The organism is Brevundimonas sp. (assembly GCF_051860745.1).
GTDB lineage: Bacteria > Pseudomonadota > Alphaproteobacteria > Caulobacterales > Caulobacteraceae > Brevundimonas.
This window is the reverse complement of the sequence record NZ_JBHYDN010000001.1, coordinates 387,638-406,544: the sequence shown is the minus strand read 5'-3', so window position 1 is coordinate 406,544 and position 18,907 is coordinate 387,638. Positions and strand designations below refer to the sequence as shown.

Here is an 18,907-nt window from a genome sequence, read left to right as displayed (position 1 = left end):
TTATGTCATCTCTTCAGGCACTCCAGGTTCTGCTGGTCGACGACAACCAGCATATGCGGGCGATTACGTCTGCCGTGTTGCAGTCGGCCGGCGTGCGCAAGGTTCGCGAGGCCGCTGACGGCGCCGCCGGGCTGGAGATTCTGCGCGAGCAGGCAGTCGACCTGGCCATCGTCGACTTCAACATGTTCCCCCTGGACGGGGTCGAGTTCACCCGCCTGGTCCGCAACAGCCCCGACAGCGTCAATCCCTATCTGCCGATCATCATGATGACCGGCCATTCGGAGAAGAGCCGCGTCTATGAGGCGCGCGACGCCGGAGTGACGGAGTTCGTGGTCAAGCCGATCACGGCCAAGGCCATCCTCGACCGCATCCAGGCGGTGATCTTCAAGCCCCGCCCGTTCGTCAAGACCGACGGCTATTTCGGCCCCGACCGCCGTCGTTCCACCGCGTCGAACTACAGGGGCCCGCTGCGCCGCGCCTCGGATCAGGCCAAGGGCGACTCCAGCGCGGCATAGACCCGGTCGGGCCACCGTTTGTGGACCCAGAACCAGTCGACCGGACTTTCGCGCACCCGATCCTCGATGAAGCGGGTGATCGCCTGTACGCCGCGCGCAATGTCGGCCTGACGGTCGCCGGTCTGCGTCAGCTCAATGGGCTCATAGACGGTCAGCCGGAACCGCACCCCCGGCAGCCGCACCACCGACATCGGCTGCAGCACCGTCCCGAAGCGCAGCGCCAGCCGGCTGGGTCCGGGCGCCGCGTTCACCGGTTGGCCGAAGAAGCTCACTTCGGGTCCTTCCGAGAATTTCTGGTCGTTCATCAGCGCCACGGACTCGCCCCGCGCCATCCCCGCCAGCAGCTCCCGCGCCCCGTCCCCGCCCTTCGGCGCGAACAGCTTGACGCCGTAGCGGGCCCGCGCCGCGATGATCTGGGCGTCGACATAGGGGTTGTTGGCCGCGCGATAGGTGATCTGGCACGGCACGCCAGAGCCCGTGATCGTCGCCGCAAGGGTCTCGATATTGGCGAAATGCCCACCCGCGAACACCACCGGCTTTCCACTGTCCCGAATGGCGTGCAGCCGCTCCAGCCCGATCACCTCGATGCGGTTCTGTTTGACCAGAATGTCCATCACCGCCGTTTCGGCGAAGGCCCGGCCGGTCTGTTCCCATTGCGCCAGCGCCAGCCGCTCGCGTTCGGCCTCGGGCATGTCGGGGAAGGCGATCTGCAGGTTCCGCATCACCGTGCGCTGCGTCCCCGTCTTCGGTCCCAGCGTCCGCAGCAGCCAGCCGCCCAGCGCCGAGGCCCGCTCCACCCCGAGCAGCCTCATGAAGCTGATGAAGCCGGCGAACGCCGCCGCCTCCAGCCGCCAGATCAGGTCCTGGCGAAATTTCCCCACCCCCGTCATCCTCGGGCTTGCCCCGGGGATGGACGGATCGATGGGAGCCTCACCAGGCAATGGTGATCCCGCCGTCCACCACCAGCGTCTGGCCGGTCATGTATGCCGAGGCCGGCGCCGCCAGATAGACCGCCGCTCCCGCGATCTCGTCCGGCTGGCCGATCCGCTTCAGCGGCGCCGGGTCCGTGACCTGTTTCAGCAGCTCGGGGTTCTCCCACAGATATTTGGCGAAGTCGGTCTGCACCAGGCCGGGCGCGATGCAGTTGACCCGCACGTTCGACGGACCCCACTCGACTGCGAGGTTCCGCGCCAGCTGCATGTCCGCCGCCTTGGAGATGTTGTAGGCGCCGATCAGGGCGTTGCCGCGTAACCCGCCGATCGACGAGACGATGATCACCGACCCGTCCCGCCGTTCCAGCATCTGCGGCGCGACCATCTGGATCAGCCAGTGGTTGGACACCACATTGTTCTGCAGGATCTTGCCGAACTGCTCGTCATTGATCCCCGCCATCGGCCCCGCATAGGGATTGGTCGCGGCGTTGCAGACCAGGATGTCGATCCGGCCGAAGGCGGCGTTGGTCTCGTCCACCAGCCGCTGCAGCTCCTCCTTGGAGGCGATGTTGGCGGGGATGGCGATGGCGCGGCCCTCGCCGTGTTTGGCATTGATCGCCGAAGCGACCTCGTCGCACGGCCCGGCCTTGCGCGAGCTGATCACCACCCGGGCGCCGTGCTCGGCCATCCGCTCGGCGATCGCCTTGCCGATCCCCCTGGACGAGCCGGTGATGACCGCGACCTTGCCGCTCAGATCGAACAATTCCATCGTTAACCTCGAAGATTGGGGAGAATTCGTGCGAAAGCCTAGGCGTTCTGCTCTGATACCCTGATACTCGGGCGATTCCATCCGGGAAGACGGACGATCCGTTTCCAATGCGCGCACTCACCCAGGGCTTTCTGTTCTTCGGCTACCTCTTCCTGGCCCTGACGGTCGGCGCCTTCGTGTGGCGCGCGGGTCTCGGCGCCGGGGCGGGCGCGGCGGGCGCCATCGCCACCATGGCCCTGATGGTCGCGGTTCACACCGGCATCGCCGGCCGCGCCGACAAGGCCGCCCTGCGCGACGAGATCGAACAGGTTCGCGAAGCCCACCGACTGCTCGCCGACGCCATGGAGTCGACGCAGGGCGCCCTGACCGAACTGGCCCAGGCCATCGAGTCCGGCGCGGTGACCTCCAACGAGGCCCTGTCGGGCGAGGTCCGCATGCTGGAGACCCTGATCCAGCAGATGAGCGAGACCCTCGAACACCGCGTGGCCCAGCCGGCGCCGAGCAATCCGTACGAGGCCCGCCACCGCGAACAGTCCAACGTCCTGCTGGCCACCATCCATGACGCCCTGGCCGAGAACCGGGTTGACCTCTACCTCCAGCCGGTCGTCTCCCTGCCCCAGCGCCGCACCATCTTCTACGAGAGCTTCACCCGCCTGCGCGCCGCCGACGACCGCATCATGATGCCGGCCGAATACCTCTCGGTCGCCGAGGGCGAGGGCCTGGTTCCCGCCATCGACAACCTGCTGCTGTTCCGCTGCGCCCAGATCGTCCGTCGCCTCGCGCGTCAGGACCGCAAGGTCGGCGTCTTCTGCAACGTCGCCCTGTCCTCGCTCGGCGACGAGACCTTCTTCCCCCAGTTCCTCGACTTCCTCTCGGAGAACCGCGACCTCAACCAGGCCCTGATCTTCGAACTGGGCCAGGCCACCTTCGACGCCCGCGGCGCGGTCGAGGCCCGTAACATGGCCAAGCTGGCCGACCTCGGCTTCCGCTTCTCGATCGACAAAGTCCAGACCCTCGACCTCGACTTCGCCGACCTGCAGAGATCGGATGTAAAGTTCATGAAGGTGGCGGCCGACCTGCTGATCGAACAGCTGCTCGACATGGACGCGGCCTCGGCCCTGCCGGCCCTGCGCGACATCTCCGCCGCCGATTTCGCCGGCGTGACCCGCCGCTACGGCATCGAGCTGATCGCCGAGAAATGCGAGAGCGAGCGCCAGATCGTCGACATTCTCGAGCTCGACATCACCATGGGCCAGGGGCACCTCTTCGGCGAACCCCGCGCCATCAAGGAAGCCGTCCTCGCCGAGACCGACCCGCCGGCGGACTTCATCCGCTCGACGTTGCGGAGTGCCGACCACAGGAGAAGGTTCGGGTAGGCATAGGGTCGGCTTTCGACCCTGCCCGGCCATTCGCGATGTCCGCCTTGGGGCCTGCCGCAGCCACCGCCAGCCGCCAATCCGGCGGGCGCGCAGTCTCCCGCAAGAGTTGCGGCGCCCGGGGTTTATAGACATAGTCCGGCCAATATCGGGGATTCACATGAACATGTATATCATTGCCGGCGGCGTGGCGCTCGGCGTCTTTGCCGTTGGATTCCTGATCGCGCTTGTCCTGCGCCGGGTGGTCCCGACCAACGAAGTTCACATCGTCCAGCGCGGGCGGTCTCGCGTCAGCTACGGCGCCAGTCAGTCGGCCGGAAACGTCTACTACGAGTGGCCGGCCTTCCTGCCCAGGGTCGGCGTCCTGGTGACCAGGTTCCCGGTCTCCATATTTGACGTGAACCTGAAAGACTACGAAGCCTACGACACCGGGCGCCTCCCGTTCCGCGTGGATGTGCAGGCGTTCATGCGGATCGCAGAGTCGGACACGGCGGCGGAAAAGGTCGCCAATTTCGACGAGCTGCAGCACCAGCTGTCCGGCATCCTTCAGGGCGCCGTCCGGAACGTGCTGGCCACCCACAAGCTCGAAGACATCCTCGAAGCCCGATCAACCCTGGCCGAGGCCTTTACCGCCCAGGTCGACAATCAGCTTCAGGCGTGGGGCGTCGAGACGGTCAAGAACATCGAGTTCATGGACATCCGCGACAGCGCCAATTCGCAGGTCATCGCCAACATCATGGCGAAGGAAAAATCCCGCATCGACCGCGAGAGCCGGGAGGCCGTGGCGATGAACAGCCAATTTGCCCAGACCAAGGAAATCGAAGCCGAACGCATCGTCGAGGTGAACAAGCAGGACGCTCTGCAGCAGGTCGGAATGCGGACGGCCGAGCAGGAAAAGCAGGTCGGCATCGCCAAGCAGGTCGCCGAGCAGGAAGTTTTGGTCGCCCAGAAGGACACCACCGAACGTGAGATGGATGTGAAGCTGGTCGCCGATACGCGCTCCGCCGACATCGCCAAGGGGGTCGCGGAGGTGCAGGCCGCTCAGGAGCGCGAGGTCACGATCATCCGGGCGGAGGGGCAGCGCCGACAGCAGGTCATCGCCGCGGAGGGTGAACGTCAACGGCTGGAGTTGGTCGCGCAAGGAACGCTGGCACAGCAGAAGCTCGACGCCGAAGGATTACTGGCGCAGGGCCAGAGCCGCGCCGAAGCCGAGCGGCTACTGCTTCTGGCGCCGGTCTCGACGCAGATCGAACTCGCCAAGGAGATCGGCGGAAACGACGGCTACCAGACCTACCTGGTGCGCGTGGAGCAAATCAAAGCCGGGCAGGCCGTGGGTGTCGCCCAGGCTGAGGCCCTGCGCGCCGCCGACATCAAGGTGATCGTGACTGGCGGCGACGTGCCCGGGGGTATGAGCAGCATCACTGACGTGTTCAGCGCGAGGGGCGGCCAAGCCCTCGGCGCGATGCTGGAGGGGCTGGCTCAGACGGACGCTGGCAAGGCCGTGGTGGAGCGGGCGACGAAGGGCGCTGCAAAGCCCAAAGAGTAGCGTTGTTCAGGTCCGTTCGGCCGACGACGGGAATGTCAGTAAGCCGCACCGCTCTCAACTTCCGCTTCCCAACCATAGCGGCCATTCCTGCTCTAAATCCGACAACGGCCTTGGCGCCCTGTCATCCCGGCCGAAGCGAATCGGAGAGCCGGGACGCCAGCCCTACACACTTCGCCCTCCCGGAAGCTGCGTCAGCAGCTATCCGGGAGACGGGTCAGAATACAGCGCGGCGGCCACCCGTCTTCCGGACAATCGCGTCGCGATTTCCGGAAGGCCCGTGCGATGGGCGAACGCCGTCCCGGATCGCCGCCTTGCGTCGTCCGGGATGACCAGGGCTCGACATTCCCAAACCCTCTTAACCCCTCCCCCACCCGCGCGGCGTACACTGTCCCCGTCATGACCGCTCCCGACGCCCCACCCGCTGACGCGCGACGCCGGCCCCGCCCGCGCGTGGCCATGAAGGGCCAGATCCTGCACGGGGCCCATCATGAGTGCGCCGACGTCGTGGTCCGCAACCTCACTGAGGGCGGCGCCAAAGTCCGGCTCGTCTCCACCAGCGGCGTCCGCATCAGCGGCCGGCTGATCCTGCGCATCGCCGCCGTCGACCGCCCGTGCGCCGTCGCCTGGCAGTCCGGCGACGAGGTCGGCCTCCGCTTCGACTGACCGGCGCGACCGCCGAAAACCGCCAGACGACGCGCCCGGTTCGCGGTCTGTGCCGCCATGACCGACGCCCTCGACTTCCCGGCCATCGCCGCCGACCTCGACCGCCAGGGCTGGGCCCTGACCGGCCCCCTGCTCACGCCGCGGACCTGTCTCGCCCTGCAAGCCCTCTACGCCGAGCCCGACCGTTTTCGGAGCCGCGTCGTCATGGACCGCCACGGTTTCGGCGAGGGCGAGTACCAGTATTTCGCCGAGCCCCTGCCCGATCCGCTCCCGGCCCTGCGGCGGCGCCTCTACGCCGGCCTCGCCCCCGTCGCCAACGGCTGGAACGCCCGCCTCGGCCGCCCCGCCGACTTCCCCGCCGATCTCGATGCGTTCACCGCGCGCTGTCACGCCGCCGGCCAGAGCCGACCGACTTCCCTGCTGTTGAAATACGGTCCCGGCGACTACAACCGCCTGCATCAGGACCTCTACGGCGACCTGGTCTTCCCGCTTCAGACCGCGGTCCTGCTCAGCGCGCCCGGCGCGGACTTCGACGGCGGTGAACTGGTGCTGGTCGAACAGAAACCGCGCAGCCAGTCACAGGCCCACGTCGTGCCGCTGCGACAGGGCCATGGCGTCGTCTTCGCCGTGCGCGAGCGACCCGCCGCCGGCGTGCGCGGCGACTATCGCGTGCAGATGCGCCACGGCGTCAGCCGTATCCGGTCAGGCAGACGGATGACCCTCGGCCTGATCTTCCACGACGCGGCCTAGTAGCGCCGGCCGTCGTCGCGCCAGTACACCCGCTCGCGTCCGTAGCGGTAGTCGCTGTTGTAGCCGCCGAAGCCATAGCCGCAGGGATCGTCCTCCTCGGACAACTCGCGCCCGATCAGGGCCCCGGCGATGGCGCCGATGGCGGCCCCTTCCTCGCGGTTGTCGCGCCCGGCCACCGCCGCCCCGACCACCGCGCCCAGCGCCGCCCCGGCTCCGGTGGCGAATTCCCGATTGCGGGCATAGTCGCGCTCGCAGGCCGAGGCGTAGTCGTCGCGCATGGTGGCGCACCCCGTCAGCACCAGCCCGCAGGCCGCCACTGTCGTCATTGTCAGAATCGAACGCATGCCGTCTCTCCCTCTGCCCCGGAGATCGAACGCCGGGCGGGCGGGGGCGTTCCTCAGAGGCCCTTCCCCGCTTTCGTCATTCCGAGCGAAGGCGAGCGAAGCAAGCCGTAGACCCGGAACCCAGCGGCGCGCGCGAGCGCGAACCTGTCAGGAGCGCGGCTGCGTCCAACAGTTCGCCTTCGGCGCCGCTGGGTTCCGGCATTCGCCGGAATGACGATAGCGGTTTGGGGCGTTTGGACTGCTGACTATTTTCCGATTGTCAGCATATTCCCCGCCGCCAACCCTCTGATTTCGCGGGCCAATAAAAAATTGCAGCGTCCCCATCCCGCCTTAGGAAGGGCCCCTCCCACAATGCGCCCCATCCCGTCGGTGGGGAGGGCGTCGGATCCACGTTCCTCGATGTCGGCGGGCTGTGGTCGAGCGATGAAGCCCGGGCGGAGGAGAGCCCGGGGGTCCTCGTGGAGGTCGATGGATGGCCTCTGCTTGCTCGCCGCGCGCCTGGGGATGGAACCGCTACTGACACAGTCAGCACGTTCCGCCGTCCGGTCTTCCCGCAAGGGCGGGCCGGGCAGCCGGTGAGGCCCGAGAACGGCCGCCAGCCGGCGGGGCGCGTGGAAAACGGCTGCGCGGGGCAGGTCTGCTTCGTCGAAACGGTAAAACAATCAAGGCACCGGGCGAGGCCCGGCCGCCCCGCGCCCTCCCCGACCGCTTGTCCGCAAGCGGCGATGACCCATGCCCGTTCTGCTTCAGAACCCGACCGAAAGGCCCCTTCATGCCCCGCAGCCGCCGCCGACGAGTGACCGACAGCCTCTATATCCGCACCCTCCAGATCATTCGCCTCGAAGGTCTGGAGACGGGCCGGTTCGAACCGGTTTCGGATCGGGAGATGCTGTATCTGCAGCTGTTCCGCGCCGGGCATCGTCCCGATCGAAACGACTTCATCGTTTCAAGGCCGCTGCTCCGGATGGAGGCGATCCTCCTTGACCTGGACGAAGACGCCGACGAGGCCGACGACGCTCCCTTCACCCCCACCCCCGAAACCGCTATCAGCCCCAAATGACCCTCCCCCACGCCCTCTCTGGCCTGTCCGACATCGTCGGCGACTATGACCTCCTGCTCTGCGACGTCTGGGGTGTGATCCATAACGGCCGCGAAAGCTGGCCCGAGGCGTGCGAGGCCCTGAGCCGGTTCAACCGCGACCATGGCCACGTCATCCTGATCTCCAATTCGCCGCGCCCGGCGCCGGGCGTCGTCGTCCAGCTCGATGCGCTGAATGTGCCGCGGGACGCCTGGCGCGCGGTCGTCACCTCGGGCGACGCCACCCGCGCCGAGCTGGCCAAACGCGCACCCGGCCCTGCCTGGATCATCGGCCCCGACCGCGACTGGCCGCTCTATGAGGGTCTCGGCCTCGGTATCGCCGAGGGAGCCGCCGACGCCGCCTTTATCTCGGTCACCGGTCCGGTCGATGACGAGACCGAGACGCCCGAGGACTATCGCGACCGCCTGTCCGCCGGAGTCGCCCGCGACCTCGAACTGATCTGCGCCAACCCGGACCGCGTGGTCCAGCGCGGCGACCGGCTGATTTACTGCGGCGGCTCTCTGGCCGACCTGTACGAAAGCCTCGGCGGCCGCGTCACCATGGCCGGCAAACCCTTCGACCCGATCTATGGCCTGGCCCTGAGCGAGGGCGAGCGGCTGCTCAACCGGCCGGTCGACCGGTCCCGCGTGCTGTGCATCGGCGACGGCGTGGTCACCGACGTTCTGGGCGCCAACCGTCAGGCTCTCGACTGTCTGTTCATCGCCCAGGGCATCCACGGCGACGCCGCACGCGGCCCCGACGGCCGCCTTGACCCGGCCCGCGCCGCCGATCTGCTGAAGGCTGAAACCACCTGGGCCCGCTACGCCGCGCTCGATCTGACGTGGTGACCAGCCCCAATTCGCGCTAAGGCCGGGCCATGATCGAAATTGTGACGAAGCACCCCTCCGGCGGCTACATCCTCGAGGAACTCCACGTCGGCATGACGGCGGAGAAGATCATTCCCGTCACGGAACAGCGCATCCAGCAGTTCGCGGACGCCTCGGACGACTTCAATCCCGTGCATATGGATGAGGCCTTCGCCTCGAAGACCGCCTATCGCGGCCGCATCGCCCACGGCCTGCTGACGGCTTCGTTCGGCTCGGCCGTCGTCGGCACCATCCTGCCCGGCGCCGGGGCCATCTACCTGTCCCAGTCCCTCGGCTTCCACATGCCGGTGCGGATCGGCGAAGAGGTTCTGGTGCGGGTCAGCGTCAAGTCCGTCGATCCGGAAAGCGCCCGCGTCGAGCTGGATTGCGAGGGCTTCGTCGACGGCAAGCTGGCCATGGACGGCGTCGCCCTGGTCCGCGTCCCCCGCCGCCGGCGCACCGCAAAGGACTGACCTCGTCGTGATCGTCACCGACTGGCGCGATCTGCCCGAGCGGCTTCGCGGCGCGGCCGTCGCAATCGGCGCCTTTGACGGCGTCCATCGTGGCCATCAGGCGGTGATCGCCCAGGCCCGCGCCGCCGCCGACCGCCTCGGCGCTCCGCTGGCCGTGGTCAGTTTCGACCCCCATCCCCGCCGCTGGTTCCAGCCGGACGCCGCCCCCTTCCGCCTGATGACCAGCGGTCAGATGGCCCGCGCCCTGGCCCCGCTGGGCGTCAATCGCCTCTATCTGCTGCCCTTCGACGCCGCCATGGCCGCGATGACCGATGAGGCCTTCGCCCGCGAGGTGCTCTCGGACGGATTGGGAATCGCACACGCCGCCGTCGGCTTCGACTTCACCTACGGCAAGGGCCGTACCGGTTCGCCCGAGGGCCTGCGCCGCCACGGCGAAGCGCTGGGCTTCGGCGTCACCGTCGTCGACCGCATCGACGATCCCGACGGGCTGAAACTCTCCTCCTCCGGCGTTCGCCAGGCGCTGAAGGCCGGCGACATGCCCCGCGCCGCCGCCATCCTCGGCCGCCCCTTCGCCATCGAGGGCGAGGTCATCCACGGCGACAAGCGCGGCCGCACCATCGGCATCCCGACCGCCAATGTGGCGATGGGCGACTACATGCGTCCGGCCTATGGAGTCTACGCCACCCGCACCCGCCTGCCGGACGGTCGGGTGATCGACGGCGTCGCCAACCTCGGCGTCCGGCCCATGTTCGAGGTCGACCAGCCCCTGCTCGAAGCCTGGTTGTTCGACTTCGACAGCGACCTCTACGGCCAGACGGTCGAGACCGAACTGGTCGCCTTCCTGCGCGGCGAGATGGCCTTCGACGGGCTCGACGCTCTCAAGGTACGGATCAACGCCGACGCGGCGGCGGCGCGTGCGGTTCTGGCTCAGTCCTCGCCGTCGATCAGCGACGTCCATTCCGGATAGGCCTCATGCACGGCATCGGCCAGCTCGGGTATCAGATCGTCCTCGATCCACAATGCGTCGCCATGCTTGGACAGCACCAGCCGCGGATCGGCGCCCGAATTGTCATAGGCCTCGACCCGGTCGGCCTCCCGCAGAAACCAGCCGAACTGCTCGAACGACCGCCGGCGCCGATCCCGGATCTTGTCCTCCGGCACCGAATGCCCACCCTTCTCGACCCGGATGGCCACCCGCTCGACGTTCAAATCCGCCTCGTCGAGGAAGACAAAGATCACCCGGACTGCGAATCCGTACCGCCGCGCCTCAGCGACCACGTCGCGATATTTCGGCGTCGACAACACCGTCTCCACGCCGATCGTCTGATGCGCCCGGATCGACGCCCTCAGCCACGTCTCGATCCGTTTCACCGCCTCCAGATTGGCGTCGGGATTCAGCGGCAACGCTTCCTGATCGGCGATCCGCTTCGACAGCACGTCTGGATTGATGATCCAGATCGAGCCGGAAGGCTCTTCCGCGGACAGCATCGAATAGATGGTGCTCTTACCGGACCCGTTGGGCCCGGCCACGATCCAGAGGGTGGCCAGACCTACCCGCCGCGCTTCGGGGCGCCGGACGGCGATCCCAGCAACGCCTTGTTCTCGCGCCGCGCGGCTTCGACGTTCTTGCTGAACACGTACAGCAGATCCTCGCCGAAGGTCGGGCTGTTGGCGTCGATGGCGCGGATGGTCACCTTTTCGCCGTTGGCCGCCGTGACGCGGCGCAGGGTGACGCCCTTCGGTTTTTTGCCGGCGCGTTTGCCCTTGTCGGAACGCTGGATGGTGATGTCCGTCATCGTCTCTCCAATATCGGCCCCGGCGGCGGTCTTGGCAAGTTCAGCTGATGGCGGCCATCAGTTGCTCGGTCAGCGACGGCCGCCCGGGGACCAGCACGTCGGAGACCTTCCACATCGGCCCCTCCTTGACCAGTTTCAGCGTCTGCCGCTTCGTCTCGCCCGCATTGGTGAAGATCACCGCCGCCTCGGCCGCGGCGGGTCCCGACCGGGTGACCGTCACGGAATCCAGGGTGAAGCCCCCGCTGTCCTGACAGTCGCAGATCGGGTCATAGTTCAGCGTCGGAACCTCGCCCGCCGCCTTGGCGAAATCCGCGCCGATCATAGCGTTCAGCATCCGGTCGTAGATCGGGTCCTGACCAGGAGCAGGGGGCTCGCCCATGCTCGCGCCCGGCGTGGCGTGGACGGCGTAAAGGGCCCGCACGAACTCCTCGGGCCCGACCCGCGCAGCCTCATAGATGGCCGGACGCCCCGGCGGCAGGGCGGCGGGTGCATCGGCCGGCTCGACGGCCTCCTCCCCCGAGGGGGAACAGGCGCCGAGGCCAGCCAGCATGGCGGTGGCGATCAGGACATGGCGCATCAGAAACCTCCCGCGATGGTCGACTATCCCGCCGACGCCCCCGACTGGCAATCCCGGCTGGCGTCCTGGCCTCCCGGTCTGCTAGACCGTTCGCACCATGACCGTCCGCGTGTTTCGCCCGATTTCGATTCGCCGCCCGGCGTAGCGCCGCAGGGCCGCTGGCCCCGTGCTCGCCGGGACATCGAGACTCCGCGAACGATCACAGACGACGAGACGAGATTTCATGGCTGACGCCAGCGACACGCCCACCGGACGCGACTACCGCGAGACGGTCTTCCTGCCCGAGACGCCTTTCCCCATGCGCGGCGGCCTGCCGCAGAAGGAACCGGCGATCATCGAGCAATGGGGCGACCTCTATTCGGCGCTGCGCAAACAGCGCCAGGCCGAGGGCGCCCCCCTCTACGTCCTCCACGACGGCCCGCCCTACGCCAACGGCGACATCCACATCGGCCACGCCCTTAACAAAACGCTGAAAGACTTCGTCGTCCGCAGCCGCTTCCTGCTCGGCGCCGACGTCGACTACGTCCCCGGCTGGGACTGCCACGGCCTGCCGATCGAATGGAAGATCGAGGAACGCTACCGCGCCCAAGGCAAGCGCAAGGACGAGGTCTCCAAGGCCGAGTTCCGGGCCGCCTGTCGCGAGTACGCCGCCGGCTGGATTGAGGTACAGATGGCCCAGTTCAAGCGGCTGGGCATCCTCGGCGACTGGGCCGGCCGCTACGCCACCATGGACTTCCCGACCGAGGCGGCGATCGTCGCGGAATTCCACAAGTTCAAGAACTCGGGCCAGCTGTATCGCGGCTCCAAGCCGGTGATGTGGTCGCCGGTCGAACGCACCGCCTTGGCCGACGCCGAGATCGAATACCACGACCACACGAGCCCGACCGTCTGGGTCAAATTCCCTGTCGTCGCCGCGACTGACGACCATCCCGACGAGCTGCTGGCCTTCCGCCACGCCACGCCCGCCGTGGTGATCTGGACCACCACGCCCTGGACCATCCCGGCCAACCGCGCCATCAGCTACGGCCCCGAAATCGCCTATGGCCTCTATGAGGTCACGGCCATGGAGACCGGGCTGGAGTTCGAGCCCTGGGCCAAACCGGGCGACCGGCTGATCGTGGCCGACAAGCTCGCCGAGGATGTCTTCAGGACGGCGAAGATCGCCTCCTGGACCCGCGTCGATGACCTGAACCCCTCGGGCCTGGAATGCGCCCACCCGCTCGCCGAGCTGTCGCCCGGCTACGGCTTCTCCGTGCCCTTGCTGGCCGGCGACCACGTCACCGACGACGCCGGCACCGGCTTTGTGCACACCGCCCCCGGCCACGGCGCCGACGACTTCGAAGTCTGGAAGGCCCACGGCCATCACGAGGTGCCCGACACGGTCGATCCCGACGGCGCCTACTATGACCACGTCCCCCTGTTCGCCGGCCTCAAGGTGCTGGAGACCGAGGGCAAGAAGACCGGCAAGTTCGGGCCCGCCAACGGCGCGGTGATGGAAAAGCTGATCGAGGCCGGCGCTTTGCTAGCGCGCGGCCGGATGGAGCATTCCTATCCGCACAGCTGGCGCTCCAAGGCCCCGATCATCTTCCGCAACACGCCGCAGTGGTTCATCCGCATGGACACGCCGCTGGAGAACGACGGCACCCTGCGCGAGCGGGCGCTTGAGGCGATCGACAAGACCGCCTTCCACCCCGAGGCGGGCCGCAACCGCATCCGTTCCATGGTCGAGGGACGCCCGGACTGGCTGATCAGCCGCCAGCGCGCCTGGGGCACGCCGCTGGCCATGTTCGTCGACAAACAGACGGGCCAGCCGCTGCATGACCCCGATGTCGACGCCCGCATCGTCGCGGCCGTGGCCGAGGGCGGCGCCGACGCCTGGTTCACCCGCCCGGACGCCGACTTCCTCGGCGCCCACGACCCGGCCCGCTACGAGAAGATCGAGGACATCCTCGACGTCTGGTTTGACTCCGGCTGCACCCACGCCTTCACCCTCGAGCCGCGCGACCCGACGCATGGCTACACCGGCGACCGCCCCTCGCACTGGCCGGCGGACCTGTATCTCGAGGGCTCGGATCAGCACCGCGGCTGGTTCCAGTCCAACCTGCTCGAAGGCGCCGGCACCCGCGGCCGCGCCCCCTATGACGCCGTCCTGACCCACGGCTTCACCCAGGACGAGAACGGGGAGAAGATGTCCAAGTCGAAGGGGAACACCACCGACCCCGCGACGATCATCAAGGAGTGGGGCGCCGACATCCTGCGCCTCTGGGTCGCCCTTGTGGACTACGCCGAGGACCAGCGGATCGGGAAACAGATCCTGCAGACCACGGTCGACGCCTATCGCAAGCTGAGGAACACGGTCCGCTACCTGCTCGGCGCCCTGGTCGGCTTCGACGAGGAAGAGCGACTGCCGCTCGACCAGATGCCGCCGCTGGAGAAATTCATCCTGCACCGTCTGTGGGAGCTCGATCGCGACGTTCGCAAGGCCTACGCCGAGTACCGTTTCCAGGACGTCGTCCGCCCGGTGCTGGAGTTCTGCTCCAACGACCTGTCGGCCCTGTATTTCGACATCCGCAAGGACAGCCTCTACTGCGACCGCCCAGACGCCATCCGCCGCCGCGCGGCGCGGACGGTGATGCATGAGGTCTTCATGCGCCTGACCGCCTGGCTGGCCCCCCTGACCCCTTTCACCATGGAAGAAGCCTGGGGCACGCGATATCCCGACGGCGGCTTCAACTGCGCGCGAGTGATCCCGGAAACGCCGGGGGAGTGGCGAAACGAGGCGGAGGCGGAGCGGTGGAAAACCATCGAACGGGTTACCCGCGTGGTCACATCAAGCTTGGAACCGCTTCGCGCCGCCAAGAGGATCGGGTCGGCGCTCGATGCCGCACCCGTCGTGATGATCAAGGACGCAAGGGTCAGAGAACTGTTTAGTGACTTGGATGCCGCCGAGATTTTCCGGACGAGCGAAGCAGTGATTCCGGGCGATGTGCCCGAGAACTTTTCGCAACAGATGTTTGACAATCACGGCTTCAAGTCCGCAGTGGAGACGCCGGTCACGGTCGACGCATTGGAAGGCACGGACTGGGTCTGGGTCATGTTCAAGCCGGCAGAGCACAAGAAATGCGCCCGCTCATGGCGGCGCGTGCCTGACGTCGGCTCCGATCCCGCCTATCCTGAGCTCAGCGCCCGCGATGCGGACGCCGTGCGCTGGTGGGACGCCCAAAGAAGCTGACGGCCCGCCCGCTCCGGCGACGCCGGAACAGACGGACGCGCCTCCTGGATCAGGACGGTTGGCGGGCGGCGCGTTCGCGCAGCTCCACGGCCCGCGCCTCAAGCCGTTCAGCCTGGTTCGCCAAACGGGGCGACAGGGCCTGCAGTTCGGCGTCCGTGACTGTCTCGCCGCGTTCCCGCGCCCGCTCGATCTGCGTCGCGCGATAGGCCGGGTCCCGCAGGCGCGCCGATTCCTCGCGCATCTGCTGGGCCCCGGCGACCATCTGATCCGCGCCCTGGGCCATATGCACCCGCGCATTGGCCATCTCACGAGCAGCGTGTTGGCGGGCGACTCCCGCTTGGGCGCGCGCCCGGTCGGCTTCGGCCATAGCGGCTCTCGAATGAGTGCGCGCCTCGGGAGCGGCAGCGACGTGGGCGCGGGCCTGCGCCCGGGCCTCAACGGCCTCCCGGCGGGCTTCCCGCGCATGGATCCGGGCCTCCACGGCGGCCTGACGGGCCTCGGCCACGGCCTGACGCTCCTGTTCCGTCAGCGGCCGGCTGTTGTGGACCCAGCCTGAGGCGCGGGGGGCACGGGCTGGCGGCGCAGGAGGCGCGGGCGGAGCGGGCGGGGCAGGCGGAGCCGCCATCGCCGCGTAGGGCGCAGGCGGAGCCGGAGGTGCGGGCGGCAGAGGCGGGTGGGGCGGCGGGGGCGGCGGGGGCGGCGGCGCATAGGCGTCCTGCCCCACGAACCAGTCACCGTCAGAGGCCACGGGTGAAACCGGCGCGACCTCGGCGACGGCGTCGACCGCATCGACGTCCGCAACAGGGGCGACGGGAGCGACCGCGTCAACAACATCGACGGCGTCGACCGAAGCGGACCCCGCCACGGGCGCGGCCGGCGCTTGTGACTCGGTCTGGCTGCGGGGAGTCAATTCCAGCGCGGCGATCGGGGTGGCGACGCCGATCAGGGCGCCGACAGCCAGGGCCATGGCGAGTGGACGGGGGCGAAGCGGAACGGAGGTCTTCATGATGCAGGCGATCCTTCGGGTGAGGGTTTCAACAGGTCCGGCCATGCCGAGGGAGGCGGGCGGGTTGAAGTCGGCGGCGAGGCCGACAAGGGCGCGGGCGTATGTCCGGCGATCAACCTCGCCGAGGGCGACCGCATCCGCGGCCTCCTCGCTGCGGGCCGACAGGACGGCATGGAGCTTCCAGACCAGCGGGTTGAACCAGAACAGGCCCAGGGCGATCCGGGACAGGATCAAGTAGATCCAGTCGCCGCGCTGAAGATGGGCCAGCTCATGAGCCAGGACGGCGCGGGCGGTCTCGGGCCGTGCCAGTTGCTCCTCGCCGATCAGCACCACGCCGGGCGGTGTCCCCCAGCTCAGCGGGGCGCCGATCGCCGACGACGCCACCAGGCGCGGACGGCGGGCGCGCGCCATCCGGGCCAGCGGCGCGGTCCAGGCCGGCGCAGTCACGGTGCGGCCTCGCTGCGTCCAGCGTCGCAGGGTCCAGACCCCCACGCCGAACCGGCCGAGCACCAGCATGGCCCCGATGCCCCAGGCCCATAGCACCAGATCTCCCGCCGACGGCCACAGGATTGAGCCGGACAGGGCCACGCCCTCGACCGGTTCCACCGCTCCGGCCCAGACAATCGGGGTCGGCAGGGCGGCCGCGATCTCGGCCGGCGGCAACAGCGGAACCGACAGGCCCGGCGCGATGGCCATGACCAGCGGCAGGGCGATCAGCAAACAGACCGTGGCCCGCAGGATGTCGACCCGCTCGGCGGCCGGCCGTCGGTGCAGAACGGCCGCAAGCATCAGGCCCGCGCCGGCGATCAGGCCCGACTTGAGCAGCAGTTCAAGGACCAGGGCGGTGCTCACGAGCCGCGCTCCCGGGCCTGTTCAATCGCCCGTTCCAGCGCCTCGAGCTCCTCGGGCTTCAGCTTCTGCGTCAGGCCCAGCAGGGCGGTCGCGGCGGACACGGCCGAGCCGGCGAAGAAGGTGTCGACCGTGCGCCGTAGCGCCCCGGCCGCCAGCGCCTGCGGCCGCTGCATCGGACGATAGACCAAACCGTCCTCAGCCGAGCGACGCCCGACCAGTCCCTTGGCCTCGAGCCGCGCCAGCAGGGTCCGGACCGCTGAGTCGCTGAGATCGCCGCTCATCGCCACGCGCACGGCGCCCGTGGTGGCCTCCTCCAGACGGCACAGGACCTCAAAGGCCTCTCGCTCGCGTCGCGGCAGGGATTCGATCACACCGGCTCCTATGGTCGTCGCTACATTTGTCGCGCTACGTTTGTAGCGGACTGGGGCGAGATTGAGGCGGCGGGGTGAACTCGCGGTAAGGGGGGATGTCGGCTGGCGGAACGCCTGGGTCCAAACAGCAAAAAGCCCCGCCGGCTGTGCCGGGCGGGGCTTTTAGATCTTGGGTGCGGGAGCAGGATTTGAACCTGCGACCTTCAGGTTATGAGCCTGACGAGCTACCGGGCTGCTCCATCCCGCGGCAAACGGTAGTGCAAAGGATGAGCTGTTCGAGAGATCGGGCGACGGCCCGTAACACAATCTTCTATCCGTCTGGTAGACCTGGCGGCGACCTACTCTCCCGCGCCTTGAGACGAAGTACCATCGGCTCTGGAGGCCTTAACGACCGAGTTCGGAATGGGATCGGGTGGGGAACCTCCGACATAGCCACCAGGTCAACCAGGCGGATAGACGATTGTGAGAAGACATTGTCAGCTCGGCAGTTAGCCGAGAAAATCGAATGAGTTTTGCTGAGAAACGATCAAGCCGATCGGATTATTAGTACCAGTAAGCTTCATGGGTCGCCCCACTTCCACACCTGGCCTATCAACGTGGTAGTCTTCCACGATCCTCAGCGAAGCCTTGTTTTGAGGTTAGTTTCCCGCTTAGATGCTTTCAGCGGTTATCTATTCCATACATAGCTACCCTGCTGCACAACTGGCGTCATGACAGGTCCACCAGAGGTATGTCCATCCCGGTCCTCTCGTACTAGGGACAGATCCTCTCAAGCTTCGAACACCCACGGCAGATAGGGACCAAACTGTCTCACGACGTTCTGAACCCAGCTCACGTACCACTTTAATTGGCGAACAGCCAAACCCTTGGGACCTGCTCCAGCCCCAGGATGTGATGAGCCGACATCGAGGTGCCAAACTTTGCCGTCGATATGGACTCTTGGGCAAAATCAGCCTGTTATCCCTAGAGTACCTTTTATCCGTTGAGCGATGGCCCTTCCACGCGGGACCACCGGATCACTATGGCCGACTTTCGTCTCTGCTCGACTTGTCAGTCTCGCAGTCAGGCGGGCTTATGCCATTGCACTCGACGACCGATTTCCGACCGGTCTGAGCCCACCATCGCGCGCCTCCGTTACACTTTAGGAGGCGACCGCCCCAGTCAAACTACCCACCACGCCATGTCCCGGGACCGGATAACGGCCCTCGGTTAGACGTCAACGACAGTAAGGGTGGTATTTCAAGGATGACTCCACCAGAGCTGGCGCCCCGGTTTCATAGTCTCCCACCTATCCTACACATACGGTCGCTAACGCCAAGGCGAAGCTATAGTAAAGGTTCATAGGGTCTTTCCGTCTGACCGCGGGAACCCCGCATCTTCACGGGGAATTCAATTTCACTGAGCCTGTGCTGGAGACAGTGGGGAAGTCGTTACGCCATTCGTGCAGGTCGGAACTTACCCGACAAGGAATTTCGCTACCTTAGGACCGTTATAGTTACGGCCGCCGTTTACCTGGGCTTCAGTTCGTCGCTTTCACAACTCCCTTTAACCTTCAGGCACCGGGCAGGCGTCAGACCCTATACGTCGCATTGCTGCTTCGCAGAGCCCTGTGTTTTTGCTAAACAGTCGCTACCCCCTGGCTTGTGCCACTCAGTCTAGCTTGCGCTAGGTGAGTCACGCTTATTCCGAAGTTACGCGTGCAATTTGCCGAGTTCCTTCAGCACAGTTCTCTCAAGCGCCTTGGTATGCTCTACCTGACCA

The 18,907-nt window shown here is 67.2% G+C and carries 18 protein-coding genes, 1 tRNA gene and 2 rRNA genes (1 of these 21 only partly in view); 10 read left to right on the top strand and 11 right to left on the bottom strand.

What is annotated here, in order from left to right:
- The first annotated feature begins 2 nt into the window (after positions 1–2).
- Positions 3–515 carry a response regulator gene (locus tag ACTIEW_RS02025; protein ID WP_439476227.1) on the top strand — a complete coding sequence of 171 codons (513 nt, stop codon included), beginning with the start codon at positions 3–5 and terminating at the stop codon, positions 513–515.
- On the opposite strand, the gene ACTIEW_RS02020 is transcribed toward ACTIEW_RS02025, so the two are convergent.
- Both ACTIEW_RS02020 and ACTIEW_RS02015 read right to left on the bottom strand, forming a co-directional pair.
- Positions 485–1,405, bottom strand: a complete 921-nt coding sequence (locus tag ACTIEW_RS02020) for a lysophospholipid acyltransferase family protein (protein ID WP_439476226.1) — start codon at positions 1,403–1,405, stop codon at positions 485–487. The two genes, ACTIEW_RS02025 and ACTIEW_RS02020, sit on opposite strands and share 31 nt — an antisense overlap.
- 40 nt (positions 1,406–1,445) lie before the next feature.
- Complete coding sequence (locus tag ACTIEW_RS02015) at positions 1,446–2,216, bottom strand: SDR family NAD(P)-dependent oxidoreductase (RefSeq protein WP_439476225.1); 771 nt, start codon at positions 2,214–2,216, stop codon at positions 1,446–1,448.
- 107 nt (positions 2,217–2,323) lie between these two features.
- Between ACTIEW_RS02015 and tipF the strand changes: the two genes are divergently transcribed.
- The 4 genes from tipF to ACTIEW_RS01995 all read left to right on the top strand — a co-directional run bounded on the left by tipF (position 2,324) and on the right by ACTIEW_RS01995 (position 6,551).
- Positions 2,324–3,592, top strand: a complete 1,269-nt coding sequence (gene tipF / locus ACTIEW_RS02010; RefSeq protein ID WP_439476224.1) for a flagella assembly cyclic-di-GMP phosphodiesterase TipF — start codon at positions 2,324–2,326, stop codon at positions 3,590–3,592.
- Between the two features lie 160 nt (positions 3,593–3,752).
- Entirely contained in the window at positions 3,753–5,138 is a 1,386-nt protein-coding gene (locus ACTIEW_RS02005; protein WP_439476223.1) for an SPFH domain-containing protein, read from the top strand.
- A 456-nt stretch (positions 5,139–5,594) separates the two neighbouring features.
- Entirely contained in the window at positions 5,595–5,801 is a 207-nt protein-coding gene (locus ACTIEW_RS02000; protein WP_439476222.1) for a hypothetical protein, read from the top strand.
- Positions 5,802–5,858: 57 nt separating this feature from the next.
- Positions 5,859–6,551 (top strand): 2OG-Fe(II) oxygenase, encoded by a 693-nt coding sequence (locus ACTIEW_RS01995; protein WP_439476221.1) that lies wholly within the window; start codon positions 5,859–5,861, stop codon positions 6,549–6,551.
- Here ACTIEW_RS01995 and ACTIEW_RS01990 read toward each other — a convergent pair.
- Positions 6,548–6,895, bottom strand: coding sequence for a glycine zipper 2TM domain-containing protein (locus ACTIEW_RS01990; RefSeq protein WP_439476220.1), 348 nt, complete (start codon positions 6,893–6,895; stop codon positions 6,548–6,550). The genes ACTIEW_RS01995 and ACTIEW_RS01990 overlap by 4 nt on opposite strands.
- A 772-nt stretch (positions 6,896–7,667) precedes the next feature.
- Here ACTIEW_RS01990 and ACTIEW_RS01985 point away from each other — a divergent pair.
- From ACTIEW_RS01985 to ACTIEW_RS01970, 4 genes are read left to right on the top strand one after another with little or no spacing between them, the layout of a single operon-like run.
- Positions 7,668–7,955 (top strand): hypothetical protein, encoded by a 288-nt coding sequence (locus ACTIEW_RS01985; RefSeq protein ID WP_439476219.1) that lies wholly within the window; start codon positions 7,668–7,670, stop codon positions 7,953–7,955.
- A complete protein-coding gene (locus tag ACTIEW_RS01980) occupies positions 7,952–8,821 on the top strand; it encodes a TIGR01459 family HAD-type hydrolase (RefSeq protein ID WP_439476218.1) in 870 nt (289 codons plus the stop codon). The genes ACTIEW_RS01985 and ACTIEW_RS01980 overlap by 4 nt, the downstream gene beginning before the upstream one ends.
- Positions 8,822–8,850: 29 nt before the next feature.
- On the top strand, positions 8,851–9,312 hold the full coding sequence (locus tag ACTIEW_RS01975) for a MaoC family dehydratase (protein ID WP_439476217.1): 462 nt from the start codon (positions 8,851–8,853) through the stop codon (positions 9,310–9,312).
- A gap of 7 nt (positions 9,313–9,319) precedes the next feature.
- Entirely contained in the window at positions 9,320–10,279 is a 960-nt protein-coding gene (locus ACTIEW_RS01970; protein ID WP_439476216.1) for a bifunctional riboflavin kinase/FAD synthetase, read from the top strand.
- Here the strand turns inward: ACTIEW_RS01970 and ACTIEW_RS01965 are convergent.
- From ACTIEW_RS01965 to ACTIEW_RS01955, 3 genes are read right to left on the bottom strand one after another with little or no spacing between them, the layout of a single operon-like run.
- The gene (locus tag ACTIEW_RS01965) at positions 10,240–10,842 is read right to left on the bottom strand and encodes an AAA family ATPase (protein ID WP_439476215.1); all 603 of its coding nucleotides are present in this window, start codon (positions 10,840–10,842) and stop codon (positions 10,240–10,242) included. The genes ACTIEW_RS01970 and ACTIEW_RS01965 overlap by 40 nt on opposite strands.
- Positions 10,843–10,862: 20 nt before the next feature.
- Positions 10,863–11,108, bottom strand: coding sequence for a hypothetical protein (locus ACTIEW_RS01960; protein ID WP_439476214.1), 246 nt, complete (start codon positions 11,106–11,108; stop codon positions 10,863–10,865).
- Positions 11,109–11,148: 40 nt separating this feature from the next.
- Positions 11,149–11,685, bottom strand: coding sequence for a DUF3828 domain-containing protein (locus ACTIEW_RS01955; protein ID WP_439476213.1), 537 nt, complete (start codon positions 11,683–11,685; stop codon positions 11,149–11,151).
- A 223-nt stretch (positions 11,686–11,908) separates the two neighbouring features.
- Between ACTIEW_RS01955 and ileS the strand changes: the two genes are divergently transcribed.
- Positions 11,909–14,917 (top strand): isoleucine--tRNA ligase, encoded by a 3,009-nt coding sequence (ileS, locus tag ACTIEW_RS01950; RefSeq protein ID WP_439476212.1) that lies wholly within the window; start codon positions 11,909–11,911, stop codon positions 14,915–14,917.
- Between the two features lie 49 nt (positions 14,918–14,966).
- Here the strand turns inward: ileS and ACTIEW_RS01945 are convergent, their stop codons facing one another.
- The 5 genes from ACTIEW_RS01945 to ACTIEW_RS01925 all read right to left on the bottom strand — a co-directional run.
- Positions 14,967–16,775, bottom strand: a complete 1,809-nt coding sequence (locus ACTIEW_RS01945; RefSeq protein ID WP_439476211.1) for a M56 family metallopeptidase — start codon at positions 16,773–16,775, stop codon at positions 14,967–14,969.
- The gene (locus ACTIEW_RS01940) at positions 16,772–17,146 is read right to left on the bottom strand and encodes a BlaI/MecI/CopY family transcriptional regulator (RefSeq protein ID WP_439476210.1); all 375 of its coding nucleotides are present in this window, start codon (positions 17,144–17,146) and stop codon (positions 16,772–16,774) included. The genes ACTIEW_RS01945 and ACTIEW_RS01940 overlap by 4 nt, the downstream gene beginning before the upstream one ends.
- Before the next feature lie 170 nt (positions 17,147–17,316).
- Positions 17,317–17,393 (bottom strand) — tRNA-Met (locus ACTIEW_RS01935).
- A 78-nt stretch (positions 17,394–17,471) separates the two neighbouring features.
- Positions 17,472–17,586: ribosomal RNA gene (gene rrf, locus ACTIEW_RS01930) — 5S ribosomal RNA — on the bottom strand.
- An 82-nt stretch (positions 17,587–17,668) separates the two neighbouring features.
- Positions 17,669–18,907 (bottom strand): 23S ribosomal RNA (locus ACTIEW_RS01925); it runs 1,550 nt beyond the window's last position.

Bases quoted from the DNA above. Each gene is read 5' to 3' on its own strand.
- ACTIEW_RS01960 (WP_439476214.1), bottom strand. From the start codon at position 11,108: ATGACGGACATCACCATCCAGCGTTCCGACAAGGGCAAACGCGCCGGC.
- ileS (WP_439476212.1), top strand. From the start codon at position 11,909: ATGGCTGACGCCAGCGACACGCCCACCGGACGCGACTACCGCGAGACG.
- ACTIEW_RS01980 (WP_439476218.1), top strand. From the start codon at position 7,952: ATGACCCTCCCCCACGCCCTCTCTGGCCTGTCCGACATCGTCGGCGAC.
- ACTIEW_RS02005 (WP_439476223.1), top strand. From the start codon at position 3,753: ATGAACATGTATATCATTGCCGGCGGCGTGGCGCTCGGCGTCTTTGCC.
- ACTIEW_RS01985 (WP_439476219.1), top strand. From the start codon at position 7,668: ATGCCCCGCAGCCGCCGCCGACGAGTGACCGACAGCCTCTATATCCGC.
- ACTIEW_RS01975 (WP_439476217.1), top strand. From the start codon at position 8,851: ATGATCGAAATTGTGACGAAGCACCCCTCCGGCGGCTACATCCTCGAG.
- ACTIEW_RS02020 (WP_439476226.1), bottom strand. From the start codon at position 1,405: ATGACGGGGGTGGGGAAATTTCGCCAGGACCTGATCTGGCGGCTGGAG.
- ACTIEW_RS01990 (WP_439476220.1), bottom strand. From the start codon at position 6,895: ATGCGTTCGATTCTGACAATGACGACAGTGGCGGCCTGCGGGCTGGTG.
- ACTIEW_RS01995 (WP_439476221.1), top strand. From the start codon at position 5,859: ATGACCGACGCCCTCGACTTCCCGGCCATCGCCGCCGACCTCGACCGC.
- ACTIEW_RS01955 (WP_439476213.1), bottom strand. From the start codon at position 11,685: ATGCGCCATGTCCTGATCGCCACCGCCATGCTGGCTGGCCTCGGCGCC.
- ACTIEW_RS02000 (WP_439476222.1), top strand. From the start codon at position 5,595: ATGAAGGGCCAGATCCTGCACGGGGCCCATCATGAGTGCGCCGACGTC.
- ACTIEW_RS02025 (WP_439476227.1), top strand. From the start codon at position 3: ATGTCATCTCTTCAGGCACTCCAGGTTCTGCTGGTCGACGACAACCAG.
- tipF (WP_439476224.1), top strand. From the start codon at position 2,324: ATGCGCGCACTCACCCAGGGCTTTCTGTTCTTCGGCTACCTCTTCCTG.
- ACTIEW_RS02015 (WP_439476225.1), bottom strand. From the start codon at position 2,216: ATGGAATTGTTCGATCTGAGCGGCAAGGTCGCGGTCATCACCGGCTCG.